The sequence below is a fragment of the Streptococcus sp. 1032 genome, assembly GCF_013277015.1.
Lineage (GTDB): Bacteria > Bacillota > Bacilli > Lactobacillales > Streptococcaceae > Streptococcus.
In genome coordinates, this window is the sequence record NZ_VMMD01000024.1 from 26,060 (window position 1) to 42,700 (window position 16,641).

A 16,641-nucleotide genomic window follows, 5' to 3' on the forward strand; every position below is an offset into this window, starting at 1 on the left:
AATTTGATAAGATAGGAATATGGATTTTGAAAAAATTGAACAAGCTTATACCTATTTACTAGAGAATGTCCAAGTCATCCAAAATGATTTGGCGACCAACTTTTATGACGCCTTAGTGGAGCAAAATAGCATCTATCTGGATGGCGAGACTGAGCTAAATCAGGTCAAGGAGAACAATCAGGCTCTTAAACGCTTAGCGCTTCTCAAAGAAGAATGGCTCAAGACCTACCAGTTTCTCTTGATGAAGGCTGGGCAGACAGAGCCCCTGCAGGCCAATCACCAGTTTACACCAGATGCTATTGCTTTACTTTTGGTGTTTATTGTGGAGGAGTTGTTTACAGAGAAGGAGATTACGATCCTCGAAATGGGTTCTGGGATGGGAATTCTGGGCGCTACTTTCTTGACCTCGCTTACTAAAAAGGTGGATTACTTGGGAATGGAAGTGGATGATTTGCTGATTGATTTGGCAGCTAGCATGGCAGATGTAATTGGTTTGCAGGCTGGCTTTGTCCAAGGAGATGCCGTTCGTCCACAAATGCTCAAAGAAAGCGATGTGGTCATCAGCGACTTGCCGGTCGGCTATTATCCTGATGATGCCGTTGCGTCGCGTCATCAAGTTGCTTCTAGTCAAGAACATACCTACGCCCATCACTTGCTCATGGAACAAGGACTTAAGTACCTCAAGTCAGACGGATATGCTATTTTTCTAGCTCCGAGTGATTTGTTGACCAGTCCTCAAAGTGACTTGTTGAAAGGATGGTTGAAAGAGGAGGCAAGTCTGGTTGCTATGATTAGTTTGCCTGAAAATCTTTTTGCCAGTGCTAAACAATCTAAGACTATTTTTATCCTACAGAAGAAAAATGAAATAGCAGTAGAGCCTTTTATTTATCCACTTGCTAGCTTGCAAGATGCAAGTGTTTTAATGAAATTTAAAGAAAATTTTCAAAAATGGACTCAAGGTACTGAAATATAAAATAGATTTTGTTATAATAGATGAAAACGCTTAAAAGAGGAGTCTTGTTATGACAAAAACAATTGCAATCAATGCAGGAAGTTCAAGTTTGAAATGGCAATTATACTTAATGCCAGAGGAAAAAGTGTTAGCCAAAGGTTTGATTGAACGTATCGGTTTGAAAGATTCAATTTCAACTGTAAAATTTGACGGTCGTTCTGAACAACAAATTTTGGATATCGAAAATCACACACAAGCTGTTAAAATCTTATTGGATGACTTGATTCGTTTCGACATTATCAAGGCTTATGATGAGATTACAGGTGTTGGACACCGTGTTGTTGCCGGTGGAGAATATTTCAAAGAATCAACAGTTGTTGAGGGGGATGTTTTAGAAAAAGTTGAAGAGTTGAGCTTGTTGGCTCCTCTCCACAATCCAGCCAATGCAGCAGGTGTTCGTGCCTTCAAGGAATTGTTGCCAGACATTACCAGTGTAGTTGTTTTTGATACTTCATTCCACACAACTATGCCAGAGAAAGCTTATCGCTACCCTCTACCAACAAAATATTACACAGAAAACAAGGTTCGTAAATATGGTGCTCACGGTACAAGCCACCAGTTTGTAGCAGGAGAAGCTGCAAAACTCTTGGGACGTCCATTAGAAGACTTGAAATTGATTACTTGCCATATCGGTAATGGTGCTTCTATTACAGCTGTTAAGGGTGGTCAATCTGTCGATACTTCAATGGGATTCACTCCACTTGGTGGTGTGATGATGGGAACTCGTACAGGAGATATTGACCCAGCTATCATTCCTTACTTAATGCAATATACAGAGGACTTTAACACGCCTGAAGACATTAGTCGCGTCCTTAATCGTGAATCAGGACTGATGGGGGTTTCAGGTAAATCTAGTGATATGCGTGATGTGATTGCTGCTATGGAAGAAGGGGATCATGATGCCACTTTAGCCTATGAAATGTATGTTGATCGTATCCAAAAACATATCGGTCAATACCTTGCAGTCTTAAATGGAGCAGATGCTATTATCTTCACAGCAGGTATTGGTGAAAATGCAGCAAACGTACGTGAAGATGTTATCTCAGGTATCTCTTGGTTTGGCTGTGATGTTGACCCAGAAAAGAACGTCTTTGGTGTGACAGGAGACATCTCAACAGAGGCAGCGAAGATCCGTGTATTGGTTATTCCAACAGATGAAGAATTGGTCATTGCCCGTGACGTTGAACGCTTGAAAAAATAAGTAAAACTAGAAAAAATATTTAGGACAAGGAGTTGGAAAAGAGATTTTTCCAGCTTCTTTTTCTGATGGAAATGTCCAAAACCTTGCTATGATTGGCTTTTTTGAAAAATATGGTATAATAGTAGTAATTTAATAGATGGAGTTGAGTTTTGAAGAAAAACTTTCGTGTAAAAAGAGAGAAAGATTTTAAGGCGATTTTCAAGGAGGGGACAAGTTTTGCTAATCGCAAATTTGTTGTCTACCAATTAGAAAACCAGAAAAACCATTTTCGAGTAGGTCTATCAGTTAGCAAAAAACTGGGGAATGCCGTCACTAGAAATCAAATCAAGCGACGGATTCGACATATTATCCAGAATGCAAAAGGGAATCTGGTAGAAGATGTCGATTTTGTTGTCATTGCTCGAAAAGGGGTCGAAACCTTGGGATACGCAGAGATGGAGAAAAATCTACTCCACGTATTAAAATTATCAAAGATTTACCAGGAAGGAAATGGGAGTGAAAAAGAAATTACAGTTGACTAGTTTGCTAGGACTGTCTCTATTGATCATGACAGCCTGTGCAACAAATGGGACAACTAGCGATATTACAGCCAATTCGGCTGATTTTTGGAGTAAATTTGTTTACTTCTTTGCGGAAATTATTCGCTTTTTATCGTTTGATATCAGTATCGGAGTGGGGATTATTCTCTTTACGATCTTGATTCGTACAGTTCTCTTGCCAGTCTTCCAAGTGCAAATGGTGGCTTCTAGAAAAATGCAGGAAGCTCAGCCACACATTAAGGCGCTTCGAGAACAATATCCGGGTCGAGATATGGAAAGCAGAACCAAGCTAGAGCAAGAAATGCGTAAAGTCTTTAAAGAAATGGGTGTCAGACAGTCAGATTCTCTTTGGCCGATTTTGATTCAGATGCCGGTTATTTTGGCCTTGTTCCAAGCCCTATCAAGAGTTGACTTTTTGAAGACAGGTCATTTCTTATGGATTAACCTTGGTGATGTGGATACAACCCTTGTTCTTCCGATTTTAGCAGCAGTATTCACCTTTTTAAGTACTTGGTTATCTAATAAAGCCTTGTCTGAGCGTAATGGAGCTACGACTGCGATGATGTACGGGATTCCAGTCTTGATTTTTATCTTTGGGGTTTATGCTCCGAGCGGAGTTGCTCTCTACTGGGCAGTGTCCAATGCTTATCAAGTCTTGCAAACCTATTTCTTGAACAATCCATTCAAGATTATCGCAGAGCGCGAGGCCGTAGTACAGGCACAGAAAGATTTGGAAAATAGAAAAAGAAAAGCCAAGAAAAAGGCTCAGAAAACGAAATAATAAGGAGGAATCTGGTAATGGTAGTATTTACAGGTTCAACTGTTGAAGAAGCAATCCAGAAAGGATTGAAAGAATTAGATATTCCAAGAATGAAGGCTCATATCAAAGTCATTTCTCGTGAGAAAAAAGGATTTCTTGGTTTATTTGGTAAAAAACCAGCCCAAGTGGATATCGATACTATTAGTGAAACGACAGTTGTAAAAGCAAACCAACAAGCTGTAAAGGGAGTTCCGAAGCAAATTAATGATTTGAATGAGCCTGTTAAAACAGTCAGTGAAGCAACGGTTGATTTGGGGCATGTTGTAGAAGCAATTAAAAAGATTGAAGAGGGAGGCCAAGGTATTTCTGATGAAGTCAAGGCTGAAATCTTAAAACATGAAAGACATGCCAGCACTATCTTAGAAGAAACTGGTCACATTGAGATTTTAAATGAATTACAACTTGAAGAAACTGCTCTCGAAGAAGTAGAAACTCCTATTATTGAAAACCAAGCCGAGCAAACTGAAAGTCAAGAACTAGAAGACTTGGGCTTGAAGGTTGAACCGAGCTTTGATATTGAACAAGTAGCTACGGAAGTAACGACTTATGTTCAAACAATTATTGATGACATGGATGTTGAAGCTACACTTTCAAATGATTATAACCGTCGTAGTATCAATTTGCAAATTGACACCAACGAACCAGGTCGTATTATTGGCTACCATGGTAAAGTTTTGAAGGCTTTGCAACTGTTGGCTCAAAATTATCTTTATAATCGCTATTCAAGAACCTTCTACATTACAATCAATGTCAATGATTATGTCGAACACCGTGCAGAAGTCTTGCAGACCTATGCGCAAAAATTGGCGACTCGTGTTTTAGAAGAAGGTCGCAGTCATCAGACAGATCCAATGTCGAATAGCGAACGCAAGATTATTCATCGTATTATTTCACGTATGGATGGCGTGACCAGTTACTCTGAAGGTGATGAGCCCAATCGCTATGTCGTTGTAGATACAGAATAAGTAAAATCAGGGTCCTCCTGATTTTTTGCTAGTTAGAAGAGGTTAAGCGTATGTTTAATAAGATAAGAGACTATCTAGACTTTGCAGGTTTGCAGTACCGTAATCCAGATAAAGCTGGGGAAGAACGAGAGAAAATGCTGGAATTCCGTCATAAAGGCCAAGAGGCTCGAAAGGCTTTTACAGAACTGACTAAAGCATTTCAAACCAGTCATCCAGAATGGCAACTCCAACAGACTAGCCAGTGGATGAACCAAGCGCAGCGCTTGCGACCACACTTCTGGGCTTATATACAGCGTGAGGGGAAAGTGACAGAACCTATGTTGGCTCTTCGTTTGTATGGAGTACCCTCTGATTTTGGTGTCTCACTAGAAGTTAGTTTTATCGAGCGCAAAAAAGATGAGCAAACTTTAGGCAAGCAGGCCAAGGTCCTAGAAGTTCCAGTGGTAGAAGGGATTTATTATCTAGCCTACTCTGATGGTCAAAGTCAACGGTGGGATGCGAACGAAGAAAATCGTCAAATTTTAAGAAATAAACTATCCAATCAGGAAGTCCGAAAAGTGTTAGTTAAAATAGATGTCCCTATAACAGAGAATTCATCTGAAGAAGAAATCGTAGAAGCCCTACTGAAATCTTATGATAAAATTCTTCCATTTTATCTAGCTACGAGAAACTAAGCTAATCATTAAAATATCATAAATCATACAGTCCAAGAGTGAACAGTCCGCTGTGTAATTCTTGGTCTTTTTGTTTGCGCTTTCAAATTATATAATAAACCTACAAAAACAATTCAAAAGGAGAACAATTATGGAAGTCATTTCAAGTGTTCTAAATTGGTTTTCTAGCAATATTTTGCAGAATCCCGCATTTTTCGTAGGTTTATTGGTGTTGATAGGATACGCACTTTTGAAAAAACCTGCCCACGACGTTTTCTCAGGGTTTGTTAAAGCAACAGTAGGGTATATGTTGCTCAATGTGGGTGCGGGTGGTTTGGTTACAACCTTCCGTCCGATCTTAGCAGCCCTTAACTACAAATTCCAAATTGGTGCAGCGGTTATCGACCCTTACTTTGGACTTGCTGCAGCAAACAACAAAATTGCAGCAGAGTTTCCAGATTTTGTTGGAACTGCAACTACAGCTCTATTGATTGGTTTCGGAATAAATATCTTGCTCGTAGCTCTTCGAAAGATTACGAAGGTAAGAACCCTCTTTATTACTGGTCACATCATGGTACAACAAGCTGCAACAGTATCTCTTATGGTTCTATTCTTAGTACCACAATTGCGCAATGCTTACGGTACAGCAGCGATTGGTATCATCTGTGGACTTTACTGGGCAGTTAGTTCAAATATGACTGTTGAGGCAACTCAACGCTTGACTGGTGGTGGCGGATTTGCGATTGGTCACCAACAGCAATTTGCAATCTGGTTTGTAGATAAAGTAGCAGGACGCTTTGGTAAGAAAGAAGAAAGTTTAGACAATCTTAAATTACCTAAGTTCCTCTCAATCTTCCACGATACAGTTGTTGCATCTGCTACCTTGATGCTCGTATTCTTCGGAGCCATTCTTTTAATCTTGGGTCCAGACATTATGTCTAATAAAGAAGTCATCACTTCAGGAACTCTATTCAATCCTGCTAAACAAGATTTCTTTATGTACATTATCCAAACAGCCTTTACCTTCTCAGTTTACTTGTTCGTTTTGATGCAAGGTGTCCGCATGTTCGTATCTGAGTTGACAAATGCCTTCCAAGGTATTTCAAACAAATTATTGCCAGGTTCATTCCCAGCGGTCGACGTTGCAGCTTCTTATGGATTTGGATCTCCAAACGCTGTCTTGTCTGGATTTGCCTTTGGTTTGATTGGTCAATTGATTACAATTGTCTTGCTCATCGTCTTTAAAAACCCTATCCTTATTATTACAGGATTTGTACCAGTATTCTTTGATAATGCAGCAATTGCAGTCTACGCTGATAAGCGTGGCGGATGGAAAGCAGCTGTTATCCTATCCTTCATCTCAGGCGTCCTCCAAGTTGCTCTAGGAGCTCTATGTGTAGCCCTTCTCGACTTAGCATCTTACGGTGGTTATCATGGGAATATTGACTTTGAATTCCCATGGCTTGGATTTGGATACATTTTCAAATATCTCGGTATTGTCGGTTATGTACTTGTATGTCTCTTCTTGCTTGTTATTCCTCAACTTCAATTTGCCAAAGCAAAAGATAAAGAGAAATATTACAACGGTGCAGTTCAAGAAGAAGCTTAGTATCTAGAAAAGGAGAAATAAAATGGTTAAAGTATTAGCAGCGTGCGGAAATGGAATGGGTTCATCAATGGTTATCAAGATGAAGGTTGAAAATGCTCTCCGTAAGCTTAATCAAACAGATTTTACAGTCAATTCATGCAGTGTCGGTGAAGCTAAAGGTTTAGCAGCAGGATATGACATCGTAATCGCTTCTCTTCATTTGATCCAAGAATTGGAAGGGCGAACTAATGGGAAGTTAATTGGGCTTGACAACTTGATGGATGATAAAGAAATCACTGAAAAACTCAGTCAAGCACTACAGTAAAAGGTTGGAGGGGGCTGGATAGAAACTGAGAGTCATCGTTTCTGTCCTTCTCCCTCTTTAAATAAAGGAGGCAGATATGAATTTAAAACAAGCTTTAATTGACAATGACTCGATCCGACTAGGTTTAGAAGCTAAAGACTGGAAAGAAGCAGTCAAGGTAGCAGTAGATCCCTTGATTGAAAGTGGAGCAATTTTGCCAGAGTATTACGATGCTATTATCGAATCGACTGAAGAGTATGGCCCATACTATATCTTAATGCCAGGTATGGCTATGCCCCATGCTAGACCTGAAGCTGGAGTGCAAAGAGATGCCTTTTCATTGATCACCTTACAAAATCCTGTTGTATTTTCAGATGGGAAAGAGGTATCTGTTTTGTTGGCACTAGCAGCAACAAGCTCAAAAATTCACACAAGTGTAGCCATTCCACAAATCATTGCCCTGTTTGAATTAGAAGATTCTATTGCACGTTTACAGGCTTGCCAGACTAAAGAAGATGTCTTGGCTATGATTGAAGAATCTAAGGATAGCCCTTATCTCGAAGGATTGGATTTGGAAAGTTAGAAAGAGGAATAAAGAAATGACAAAAAGAATACCTAATTTACAAGTTGCATTAGATCATTCAGACTTGCAAGGAGCGATTAAAGCAGCTGTTTCTGTTGGTCAGGAAGTAGATATTATCGAAGCTGGAACTGTTTGCTTGCTTCAAGTTGGAAGTGAACTGGTTGAAGTCTTGCGTAGCCTTTTCCCAGATAAGATTATTGTGGCAGACACAAAATGTGCTGATGCTGGTGGAACAGTTGCTAAAAATAATGCAGTTCGTGGAGCAGACTGGATGACTTGTATCTGTTGTGCAACCATCCCTACTATGGAAGCAGCTCTAAAGGCTATCAAGACTGAACGAGGAGAACGAGGCGAAATCCAGATCGAGCTTTATGGCGATTGGACTTTTGAACAAGCTCAGCTTTGGCTAGATGCAGGTATCTCACAAGCTATCTATCACCAATCTCGTGATGCCCTTCTTGCTGGTGAAACTTGGGGTGAAAAAGACCTTAATAAGGTTAAAAAACTCATTGACATGGGCTTCCGAGTTTCTGTAACAGGTGGTCTAGATGTAGATACTCTCAAACTCTTTGAAGGCGTTGATGTCTTTACCTTTATCGCAGGTCGTGGAATTACAGAAGCTGCGGATCCAGCAGGAGCAGCGCGTGCCTTCAAGGATGAAATCAGACGAATTTGGGGGTAAACCATGGCACGTCCAATTGGAATTTATGAAAAGGCAACCCCGACACACTTTACTTGGCTAGAACGTTTAAATTTTGCCAAGGAGTTAGGCTTTGATTTTGTCGAGATGTCTATTGATGAACGTGACGAGCGTTTAGCAAGACTGGACTGGAGCAAGGAAGAGCGCTTGGAAGTTGTCAAAGCGATTTATGAAACTGGTGTTCGTATTCCTTCTATCTGTTTTTCAGGACATCGTCGTTACCCATTGGGATCAAATGATCCAGTTCTAGAGGAAAAATCTCTGGAACTCATGAAAAAATGTATCGAATTAGCTCAGGATTTGGGAGTTCGTACGATTCAATTAGCTGGTTACGACGTTTACTATGAGGAAAAGTCACCCCAGACACGCCAACGTTTTATCAAAAATTTGAGAAAAGCCTGTGACTGGGCTGAAGAAGCTCAGGTGGTACTTGCTATTGAAATTATGGATGATCCTTTTATCAATAGTATCGAAAAATACTTGGCTGTAGAAAAGGATGTTGACTCTCCCTACCTTTTTGTATATCCAGATATTGGGAATGTGTCTGCATGGCATAATGATGTCTATAGTGAGTTCTATCTAGGTCACCATGCTATCGCAGCTCTCCATCTCAAGGATACTTATGCAGTGACAGAAAGTTCAAAGGGGCAGTTCCGAGATGTACCTTTTGGGCAAGGTTGTGTCAAATGGGAAGAAGCTTTCGATATTTTAAAGCAAACCAATTATAATGGTCCTTTCCTAATCGAAATGTGGTCTGAAAATTGTGAAACTGTAGAAGAAACACGCGCAGCCATTCAAGAGGCCCAAGCTTTTCTCTATCCACTAATTAAGAAAGCAGGTTTGATGTAAGATGAATCAAGTAATCAATGCTATGCGTAAACGAGTCTGTGATGCCAATCAATCATTACCGAAACATGGACTTGTCAAATTTACCTGGGGTAATGTATCTGAAGTTAATCGCGAACTAGGTGTCATTGTTATCAAACCATCAGGCGTAGACTATGACGAATTGACACCTGAAAACATGGTGGTGACTGATCTAGATGGTAAGGTCCTAGAAGGGGATTTAAGACCATCTTCTGATCTTCCAACTCATGTGCAGTTATATAAGGCTTGGTCAGAAATTGGTAGTGTGGTCCACACCCATTCGACAGAAGCAGTTGGTTGGGCTCAAGCTGGACGCGATATTCCTTTCTACGGAACAACCCATGCAGATTATTTCTACGGTTCAATCCCTTGCGCCCGTAGTTTGACCAAGGACGAAGTAGAAGTGGCCTATGAAAAAGATACTGGCTTGGTTATCGTAGAAGAATTTGAGCGTCGTGGTCTCAATCCTGTTGAAGTACCAGGTATTGTTGTACGCAATCACGGTCCATTCACCTGGGGCAAAAATCCAGAGAATGCTGTTTATCACTCTGTCGTATTAGAGGAAGTATCAAAGATGAATCGCTTTACAGAACAAATCAATCCAAGAGTTGAACCTGCTCCCCAGTACATTCTAGAAAAACACTACCAACGTAAGCATGGACCAAATGCTTATTACGGTCAAAAGAAATAAGAAATTGAATTGAAAAGAGGCTAGGACCTTTCGATCCAAGCCTCGCTTTTGTAATTGTAAGTATTCGTTATTAAGAGACTACTGTTGATAATTGAAATGCGTTAGTGAATGTGATACTATTATAAAGTTGTTTTCAAGGCAGTTGATTGATAGAGGAGTATGAAATATGGTACTGGATAAGGCAAGTTGTGATTTGCTTCAATATTTGATGGATCAAGAAACGCCCAAAACGATTATGGCGATTTCGAAAGATTTGAAAGAGTCAAGAAGGAAAATTTATTATCACATTGACAAAATCAATGCTACTCTTGGTGACGAGGCGCTTCACATCATTAGTATTCCACGAATTGGTATTCACTTAACGGAAGAGCAGAGAGATGCTTGTTGTGAACTATTATCGGAAGTAGATTCGTACGATTATATCATGAGTGCGCATGAACGTATGATGATAATGTTACTATGGATAGGTATTTCTAAAGAACGTATTACGATTGAAAAATTGATGGAGTTAACAGAGGTGTCTAGGAATACTGTTCTCAATGATTTGAATAGTATTCGTTATCAACTAACTTTGGAACAATATCAGGTGACCTTGCAAGTGAGCAAGTCACAGGGATACCATCTTCATGCCCACCCTCTTAATAAAATTCAGTATCTTCAATCGCTTCTATATCATATTTTTATGGAAGAAAATGCCACTTTTGTATCTATTTTAGAAGATAAGATGAAAGAGAGGTTAGATGGTGAGTGTTTGCTTTCTGTTGAAATGAACCAATTTTTTAAGGAACAGGTTCCTTTAGTTGAACAAGATTTAGGGAAGAAAATAAATCATCATGAAGTAACTTTTATGTTGCAGGTTCTACCTTATTTGCTGTTAAGCTGTCATAATGTTGAACAGTATCAAGAAAGACATCAGGATATAGAGAAAGAATTTTCTTTGATAAGAAAAAGAATAGAGTATCAGGTGTCTAAGAAATTAGGAGAACGGTTGTTTCAAAAGTTTGAAATTTCTTTGTCAGAACTTGAAGTTTCTCTTGTAGCTGTTCTTCTCCTCTCCTATCGTAAAGATTTGGATATTCATGCAGAAAGTGATGATTTTCGGCAGTTAAAACTTGCTTTAGAAGAATTCATCTGGTATTTTGAATCACAAATCCGAATGGAGATTGAGAACAAGGATGATTTGTTAAGAAATTTGATGATCCACTGTAAAGCCTTGTTATTTAGAAAGACTTACGGTATTTTTTCTAAAAATCCTCTAACAAAACAAATTCGATCCAAGTATGGAGAATTATTTTTAGTCACTAGAAAATCTGCGGAAATTTTAGAAGGAGCATGGTTTATTCGGCTAACAGACGATGATATTGCCTATTTGACGATTCATATTGGAGGATTTTTAAAGTATACACCATCGTCTCAAAAAAATATGAAAAAAGTTTATCTCGTTTGTGATGAAGGTGTTGCGGTTTCGAGACTTTTGCTGAAACAATGCAAACTTTATTTTCCAAATGAGCAAATTGGCACTGTATTTACAACAGAACAATTTAAGAGTGTGGAAGATATTGCACAAGTTGATGTAGTGATTACTACTAATGATGATTTGGATAGCAGATTTCCAATTTTAAGAGTTAATCCTATCCTTGAAGCAGAAGATATTTTGAAAATGCTAGACTATCTTAAACACAATATATTTCGTAATGAGAGCAAAAGTTTCAGTGAAAATCTTTCCAGTCTTATTTCGTCTTATATTGTAGACAGCAAGTTGGCTAGTAAGTTCCAAGAAGAGGTTCAAACACTTATAAATCAAGAAATAGTAGTTCAAGCTTTTTTGGAAGATATTTGAAGGACAGTCCAATGATGAACACAAACCTGTGTTTTTCTTGGTCTTTTTTAGTATTTTGAAGGGTGGTATACTAATCTCAAAGATAACAATTATATCCAAAGGAGGCAACATATGCCAAACGTCAAAGAAATTACAAGAGAGTCATGGATTTTAGCTACTTTCCCAGAGTGGGGAACATGGTTGAACGAAGAAATCGAAGAAGAAGTCGTACCTGAAGGCAACTTTGCCATGTGGTGGCTAGGCAACTGTGGTACTTGGATTAAGACACCAGGTGGTGCTAACGTTGTCATGGACCTTTGGTCAAACCGTGGAAAATCAACCAAAAAAGTGAAAGATATGGTTCGTGGGCACCAAATGGCAAATATGGCAGGTGTTCGTAAGTTGCAACCAAACTTGCGTGTTCAGCCAATGGTTATCGATCCATTTGCTATCAACGAACTAGACTATTACTTAGTTTCACACTTCCATAGTGATCATATCGACCCATACACAGCTGCAGCAATTCTCAACAATCCTAAGTTAGAGCATGTTAAGTTTATCGGTCCTTACCACTGTGGACGAATCTGGGAAGGATGGGGTGTTCCAAAAGAACGTATCATCGTTGTTAAACCAGGTGACACTATCGAATTAAAAGATATGAAGATTCATGCAGTAGAATCATTTGACCGTACTTGCTTGGTAACTCTTCCAGTGAACGGTGCTGATGAGACAGGCGGTGAACTTGCTGGCTTAGCTGTTACAGATGAAGAAATGGCTCAAAAGGCTGTTAACTATATCTTTGAAACACCAGGTGGAACCATCTATCATGGTGCAGATTCTCACTTCTCAAACTATTTTGCAAAACATGGTAAAGACTTTAAAATTGATGTTGCTTTGAATAACTATGGTGAAAATCCGGTAGGTATCCAAGATAAAATGACATCTATCGACCTTCTTCGTATGGCAGAAAATCTGCGTACCAAAGTCATTATCCCAGTTCACTATGATATCTGGTCTAACTTCATGGCTTCTACTAATGAGATTCTAGAACTTTGGAAAATGAGAAAAGATCGCTTGCAATACGATTTCCATCCATTTATCTGGGAAGTCGGCGGTAAGTACACTTATCCTCAAGATCAACACTTAGTAGAATACCATCATCCACGTGGTTTTGATGATTGTTTTGAACAAGACTCTAACATTCAATTTAAAGCTTTGCTATAATATAAAAATATTCTTTGGAGGTTATCCGTATGTTGCATGATACGGATAATTTTCATATAATAGTAAAATAGAATGTGTGATCCAATAATCACCTCAAATAGAAAGGAAATTCTATGTCAAATCTATCTGTTAATGCAATTCGTTTCCTAGGTATTGACGCCATCAACAAAGCCAACTCAGGTCACCCAGGTGTTGTTATGGGAGCGGCTCCAATGGCTTATAGCCTCTTTACAAAACAACTTCGTATCAATCCATCCCAACCAAACTGGATTAACCGCGACCGCTTTATTCTTTCAGCAGGCCATGGTTCAATGCTCCTTTATGCTCTTCTGCACCTTTCTGGTTTTGAAGATGTCAGCATGGATGAAATCAAGAGCTTCCGCCAATGGGGTTCTAAAACACCAGGTCACCCAGAATTTGGCCATACAGCAGGGATTGATGCTACTACTGGACCTCTAGGACAAGGAATCTCAACTGCTACTGGTTTTGCCCAAGCAGAACGTTTCTTGGCAGCCAAATACAATCGCGAAGGCTACAATATCTTTGACCACTATACTTATGTTATCTGTGGAGACGGAGACTTGATGGAAGGTGTCTCAAGCGAGGCGGCTTCATACGCAGGTTTGCAAAAACTTGATAAATTGGTTGTTCTTTATGATTCAAATGACATCAACTTAGATGGTGAGACAAAGGATTCCTTTACAGAAAGTGTTCGTGACCGTTATAATGCCTACGGTTGGCATACAGCCTTGGTTGAAGATGGAACAGACTTGGAAGCAATCCATGCTGCTATCGAAACAGCTAAAGCTTCAGGTAAACCATCTTTGATTGAAGTGAAGACGGTTATTGGATACGGTTCTCCAAACAAACAAGGAACTAATGCTGTACACGGTGCCCCTCTTGGAGCAGATGAAACTGCAGCAACTCGTCAAGCCCTTGGTTGGGACTACGAACCATTTGAAATTCCAGATCAAGTATATGCTGATTTCAAAGAACATGTTTCAGACCGTGGCGCATCAGCTTATCAAGCTTGGACAAAACTAGTTGCTGACTATAAAGAAGCTCATCCAGAATTGGCTGCAGAAGTAGAAGCTATCATCGATGGACATGATCCAGTTGACGTGACTCCAGCAGACTTCCCAGCCTTAGAAAATGGCTTCTCTCAAGCAACTCGTAACTCGAGCCAAGATGCCTTGAATGTTGTAGCTGCTAAGTTGCCAACTTTCTTGGGTGGATCAGCTGACCTTGCTCACTCAAACATGACTTATATCAAGACTGATGGACTTCAAGACGATGCTAATCGCTTGAACCGTAATATTCAGTTTGGTGTTCGTGAATTTGCAATGGGAACGATCTTGAACGGGATGGCTCTTCACGGTGGACTTCGTGTATACGGTGGTACTTTCTTCGTCTTCTCTGACTATGTGAAGGCAGCTGTCCGTTTGTCAGCCTTGCAAGGTCTTCCTGTGACTTATGTCTTTACCCACGATTCTATTGCGGTAGGGGAAGATGGCCCAACGCACGAACCCGTTGAGCACTTAGCAGGTCTTCGTGCCATGCCAAATCTAAATGTTTTCCGTCCAGCAGATGCGCGTGAAACTCAAGCAGCTTGGTACCTTGCCGTGACAAGTGAGAAAACCCCAACTGCCCTTGTCTTGACACGTCAAAACTTGACTGTCGAAGAAGGAACAGACTTTGACAAGGTTGCAAAAGGTGCCTATGTTGTTTATGAAACTGCAGCAGACTTTGATACCATCTTGATTGCGACAGGTTCAGAGGTTAATCTAGCTGTCTCAGCTGCCAAAGAATTGGCTAGTCAAGGTGCAAAAGTCCGCGTAGTCAGCATGCCATCTACAGATGTCTTTGATAAACAAGATGCAGCATACAAGGAAGAAATTCTTCCAAATGCAGTCCGCCGTCGTGTTGCAGTCGAAATGGGTGCAACTCAAAACTGGTACAAATATGTTGGTCTTGATGGTGCCGTTCTAGGTATTGATACCTTCGGAGCCTCTGCCCCAGCACCAAAAGTATTGGCAGAATATGGCTTTACTGTAGAAAACCTTGTAAAAGTTGTTCAAAACTTGAAATAATCCTAAAAATCAGGGCGCAAGCTCTGGTTTTTCTTACTAGAAAAGCAAGGTACAATCTTGTAAAAGTAGCTGAAATTTGATATAGTAGTCCTATGTAAAAGACAAAGGAGAATATAATGGAATCACAATATACATTTTTAATCATTCTTGTGGCTATGGTGGGCTTGATGTTCTTTACGCAACGCTCTCAAAAGAAACAAGCACAAAAACGTATGGAAAGCTTGAATAAACTACAAAAAGGCTATGAAGTTATTACAATCGGCGGACTTTACGGAACGGTCGATGAAGTAGATACGGAGAAGAAAACGATTGTTCTTGATGTAGATGGAGTTTACTTGACTTTTGAGCTAGCTGCAATCAAGACCGTATTACCACTGAAAGAAACTGCTTCACTCGAAGGTGCAATTGAAAAATAAGACGGGATCACTAACTCCCGTTTTTCTATAAAAGAAAGGAAATGGGATGAAAAAACTAGTCTTTGTCTGTTTGGGAAATATTTGCCGCAGCCCTATGGCAGAGTTTGTTATGAAATCAATGACAGATAGTTACGAAATCCAAAGTCGAGCGACGTCCTCTTGGGAACATGGCAATCCGATTCATAAGGGCACTCAGGGAATTTTTCAACAGTATGAGATTCCTTATGACAAGAGCAAGACATCTCTTCAGATTACTAAAGAAGATTTTGAAGCCTTTGATTACATTATCGGAATGGACGCTTCAAATGTTTCGGACTTACGTCAGATGTGTCCGGCAGACTGTCAAGATAAGATTTACTCATTTGCATCTGAAAGTGTTCCAGACCCTTGGTATACAGGAGATTTTGAGGAAACTTATCGACGTGTTCAAGAGGGTTGTCGAGCTTGGTTAGAACGTTTAGAAAAGGAGAGTGAAGGTGGAAAATCTTAAGAATTTTTACGACAAGTATCGTGTCTATCTGACTCGTCCACGTTTAGAGATTATAGCAGTAGTTACCATTGTTTTCTGTGCTGTACTCGTCTTTTTTCTAAATATTCCCGGAAAAGGCATCTTAAAACTCGATAATGGAACGATTGTTTATGACGGCAGTCTTGTCCGAGGTAAAATGAATGGTCAAGGAACCATTACCTTCCAAAATGGAGACCAATATACAGGTGGTTTCAGCAATGGAGCCTTCAACGGAAAAGGTACCTTTCAATCCAAAGAAGGCTGGACCTACGAAGGGGATTTTGTAAATGGTCAAGCTGAAGGAAAAGGAAAACTAACAACAGAACAAGAAGTCGTTTATGAAGGGACTTTTAAACAAGGCGTTTTTCAACAAAAATAAAGCCTCCTTATCAAAGGAGGTATTATTAGGAATGCAAAGTAAGCGCTTACCTGTAAATCCCTTTCTTTCCAAGTCCCTCTTCCAAATAAGTTTGTGAAATAAAAAAATATTTGAAATAAGTTTCACAAACTTTGAAGAAAAAACCTGATAAGAAAAGAAAATGAGAAAAATTTCACAAGGAACTAAAAATTCTTTGTGAAATGTTTATGAAACTGTTTACAAAGTTGAAATAATACGTTATAATAAACTTGTGAAAAAATTAACAAAGGGTTAAATCCTTGA

At 39.6% G+C, this 16,641-nt stretch carries 18 protein-coding genes; all 18 read left to right on the plus strand.

The window, feature by feature from the left end; all coding sequences use genetic code 11:
• The first annotated feature begins 19 nt into the window (after positions 1 to 19).
• The 18 genes from HT711_RS08490 to HT711_RS08575 all read left to right on the plus strand — a co-directional run bounded on the left by HT711_RS08490 (position 20) and on the right by HT711_RS08575 (position 16,359).
• Positions 20 to 973, plus strand: a complete 954-nt coding sequence (locus HT711_RS08490; protein WP_173250015.1) for a class I SAM-dependent methyltransferase — start codon at positions 20 to 22, stop codon at positions 971 to 973.
• Positions 974 to 1,022: 49 nt separating this feature from the next.
• On the plus strand, positions 1,023 to 2,213 hold the full coding sequence (locus HT711_RS08495) for an acetate kinase (RefSeq protein WP_084886490.1): 1,191 nt from the start codon (positions 1,023 to 1,025) through the stop codon (positions 2,211 to 2,213).
• A 149-nt stretch (positions 2,214 to 2,362) separates the two neighbouring features.
• Positions 2,363 to 2,734, plus strand: coding sequence for a ribonuclease P protein component (rnpA, locus tag HT711_RS08500; protein WP_173250017.1), 372 nt, complete (start codon positions 2,363 to 2,365; stop codon positions 2,732 to 2,734).
• Positions 2,709 to 3,533, plus strand: a complete 825-nt coding sequence (locus tag HT711_RS08505; RefSeq protein ID WP_230529163.1) for a membrane protein insertase YidC — start codon at positions 2,709 to 2,711, stop codon at positions 3,531 to 3,533. Before rnpA ends, HT711_RS08505 begins: the two co-directional genes overlap by 26 nt.
• A gap of 17 nt (positions 3,534 to 3,550) precedes the next feature.
• A complete protein-coding gene (gene jag, locus HT711_RS08510) occupies positions 3,551 to 4,537 on the plus strand; it encodes an RNA-binding cell elongation regulator Jag/EloR (protein WP_173250019.1) in 987 nt (328 codons plus the stop codon).
• 50 nt (positions 4,538 to 4,587) lie between these two features.
• Positions 4,588 to 5,211, plus strand: coding sequence for a ribonuclease P (locus tag HT711_RS08515; protein WP_173250021.1), 624 nt, complete (start codon positions 4,588 to 4,590; stop codon positions 5,209 to 5,211).
• A 130-nt stretch (positions 5,212 to 5,341) separates the two neighbouring features.
• Positions 5,342 to 6,799 carry a PTS ascorbate transporter subunit IIC gene (locus HT711_RS08520; protein ID WP_000452074.1) on the plus strand — a complete coding sequence of 486 codons (1,458 nt, stop codon included), beginning with the start codon at positions 5,342 to 5,344 and terminating at the stop codon, positions 6,797 to 6,799.
• A 22-nt stretch (positions 6,800 to 6,821) separates the two neighbouring features.
• Positions 6,822 to 7,103, plus strand: a complete 282-nt coding sequence (locus HT711_RS08525) for a PTS sugar transporter subunit IIB (protein ID WP_000241466.1) — start codon at positions 6,822 to 6,824, stop codon at positions 7,101 to 7,103.
• Positions 7,104 to 7,179: 76 nt separating this feature from the next.
• On the plus strand, positions 7,180 to 7,665 hold the full coding sequence (locus HT711_RS08530) for a PTS sugar transporter subunit IIA (RefSeq protein ID WP_001049925.1): 486 nt from the start codon (positions 7,180 to 7,182) through the stop codon (positions 7,663 to 7,665).
• A 16-nt stretch (positions 7,666 to 7,681) separates the two neighbouring features.
• Positions 7,682 to 8,347, plus strand: a complete 666-nt coding sequence (locus tag HT711_RS08535; protein WP_000166737.1) for a 3-keto-L-gulonate-6-phosphate decarboxylase UlaD — start codon at positions 7,682 to 7,684, stop codon at positions 8,345 to 8,347.
• A gap of 3 nt (positions 8,348 to 8,350) precedes the next feature.
• Positions 8,351 to 9,214: an L-ribulose-5-phosphate 3-epimerase gene (locus tag HT711_RS08540; RefSeq protein WP_049523964.1), complete on the plus strand. Its 864-nt coding sequence runs from the start codon at positions 8,351 to 8,353 to the stop codon at positions 9,212 to 9,214.
• 1 nt (position 9,215) lies between these two features.
• The gene (locus HT711_RS08545; protein ID WP_049523963.1) at positions 9,216 to 9,923 is read left to right on the plus strand and encodes an L-ribulose-5-phosphate 4-epimerase; all 708 of its coding nucleotides are present in this window, start codon (positions 9,216 to 9,218) and stop codon (positions 9,921 to 9,923) included.
• Between the two features lie 166 nt (positions 9,924 to 10,089).
• Complete coding sequence (locus HT711_RS08550) at positions 10,090 to 11,763, plus strand: transcription antiterminator (RefSeq protein ID WP_049523962.1); 1,674 nt, start codon at positions 10,090 to 10,092, stop codon at positions 11,761 to 11,763.
• 111 nt (positions 11,764 to 11,874) lie between these two features.
• Complete coding sequence (gene ulaG, locus HT711_RS08555; protein ID WP_001134226.1) at positions 11,875 to 12,966, plus strand: L-ascorbate 6-phosphate lactonase; 1,092 nt, start codon at positions 11,875 to 11,877, stop codon at positions 12,964 to 12,966.
• 113 nt (positions 12,967 to 13,079) lie between these two features.
• Positions 13,080 to 15,056, plus strand: a complete 1,977-nt coding sequence (gene tkt / locus HT711_RS08560) for a transketolase (RefSeq protein WP_173250023.1) — start codon at positions 13,080 to 13,082, stop codon at positions 15,054 to 15,056.
• A gap of 116 nt (positions 15,057 to 15,172) precedes the next feature.
• Entirely contained in the window at positions 15,173 to 15,472 is a 300-nt protein-coding gene (gene yajC / locus HT711_RS08565; protein ID WP_000445810.1) for a preprotein translocase subunit YajC, read from the plus strand.
• Between the two features lie 46 nt (positions 15,473 to 15,518).
• A complete protein-coding gene (locus HT711_RS08570; RefSeq protein ID WP_049523960.1) occupies positions 15,519 to 15,962 on the plus strand; it encodes a low molecular weight protein-tyrosine-phosphatase in 444 nt (147 codons plus the stop codon).
• Positions 15,949 to 16,359, plus strand: coding sequence for an MORN repeat-containing protein (locus tag HT711_RS08575; protein WP_049523959.1), 411 nt, complete (start codon positions 15,949 to 15,951; stop codon positions 16,357 to 16,359). The genes HT711_RS08570 and HT711_RS08575 overlap by 14 nt, the downstream gene beginning before the upstream one ends.
• Positions 16,360 to 16,641: the final 282 nt, after the last annotated feature.

Bases quoted from the DNA above. Each gene is read 5' to 3' on its own strand.
- ulaG (WP_001134226.1), top strand. From the start codon at position 11,875: ATGCCAAACGTCAAAGAAATTACAAGAGAGTCATGGATTTTAGCTACT.
- HT711_RS08535 (WP_000166737.1), top strand. From the start codon at position 7,682: ATGACAAAAAGAATACCTAATTTACAAGTTGCATTAGATCATTCAGAC.
- HT711_RS08495 (WP_084886490.1), top strand. From the start codon at position 1,023: ATGACAAAAACAATTGCAATCAATGCAGGAAGTTCAAGTTTGAAATGG.
- yajC (WP_000445810.1), top strand. From the start codon at position 15,173: ATGGAATCACAATATACATTTTTAATCATTCTTGTGGCTATGGTGGGC.
- HT711_RS08550 (WP_049523962.1), top strand. From the start codon at position 10,090: ATGGTACTGGATAAGGCAAGTTGTGATTTGCTTCAATATTTGATGGAT.
- HT711_RS08530 (WP_001049925.1), top strand. From the start codon at position 7,180: ATGAATTTAAAACAAGCTTTAATTGACAATGACTCGATCCGACTAGGT.
- HT711_RS08520 (WP_000452074.1), top strand. From the start codon at position 5,342: ATGGAAGTCATTTCAAGTGTTCTAAATTGGTTTTCTAGCAATATTTTG.
- jag (WP_173250019.1), top strand. From the start codon at position 3,551: ATGGTAGTATTTACAGGTTCAACTGTTGAAGAAGCAATCCAGAAAGGA.
- tkt (WP_173250023.1), top strand. From the start codon at position 13,080: ATGTCAAATCTATCTGTTAATGCAATTCGTTTCCTAGGTATTGACGCC.
- HT711_RS08540 (WP_049523964.1), top strand. From the start codon at position 8,351: ATGGCACGTCCAATTGGAATTTATGAAAAGGCAACCCCGACACACTTT.
- HT711_RS08570 (WP_049523960.1), top strand. From the start codon at position 15,519: ATGAAAAAACTAGTCTTTGTCTGTTTGGGAAATATTTGCCGCAGCCCT.
- HT711_RS08545 (WP_049523963.1), top strand. From the start codon at position 9,216: ATGAATCAAGTAATCAATGCTATGCGTAAACGAGTCTGTGATGCCAAT.
- HT711_RS08525 (WP_000241466.1), top strand. From the start codon at position 6,822: ATGGTTAAAGTATTAGCAGCGTGCGGAAATGGAATGGGTTCATCAATG.
- HT711_RS08490 (WP_173250015.1), top strand. From the start codon at position 20: ATGGATTTTGAAAAAATTGAACAAGCTTATACCTATTTACTAGAGAAT.
- HT711_RS08515 (WP_173250021.1), top strand. From the start codon at position 4,588: ATGTTTAATAAGATAAGAGACTATCTAGACTTTGCAGGTTTGCAGTAC.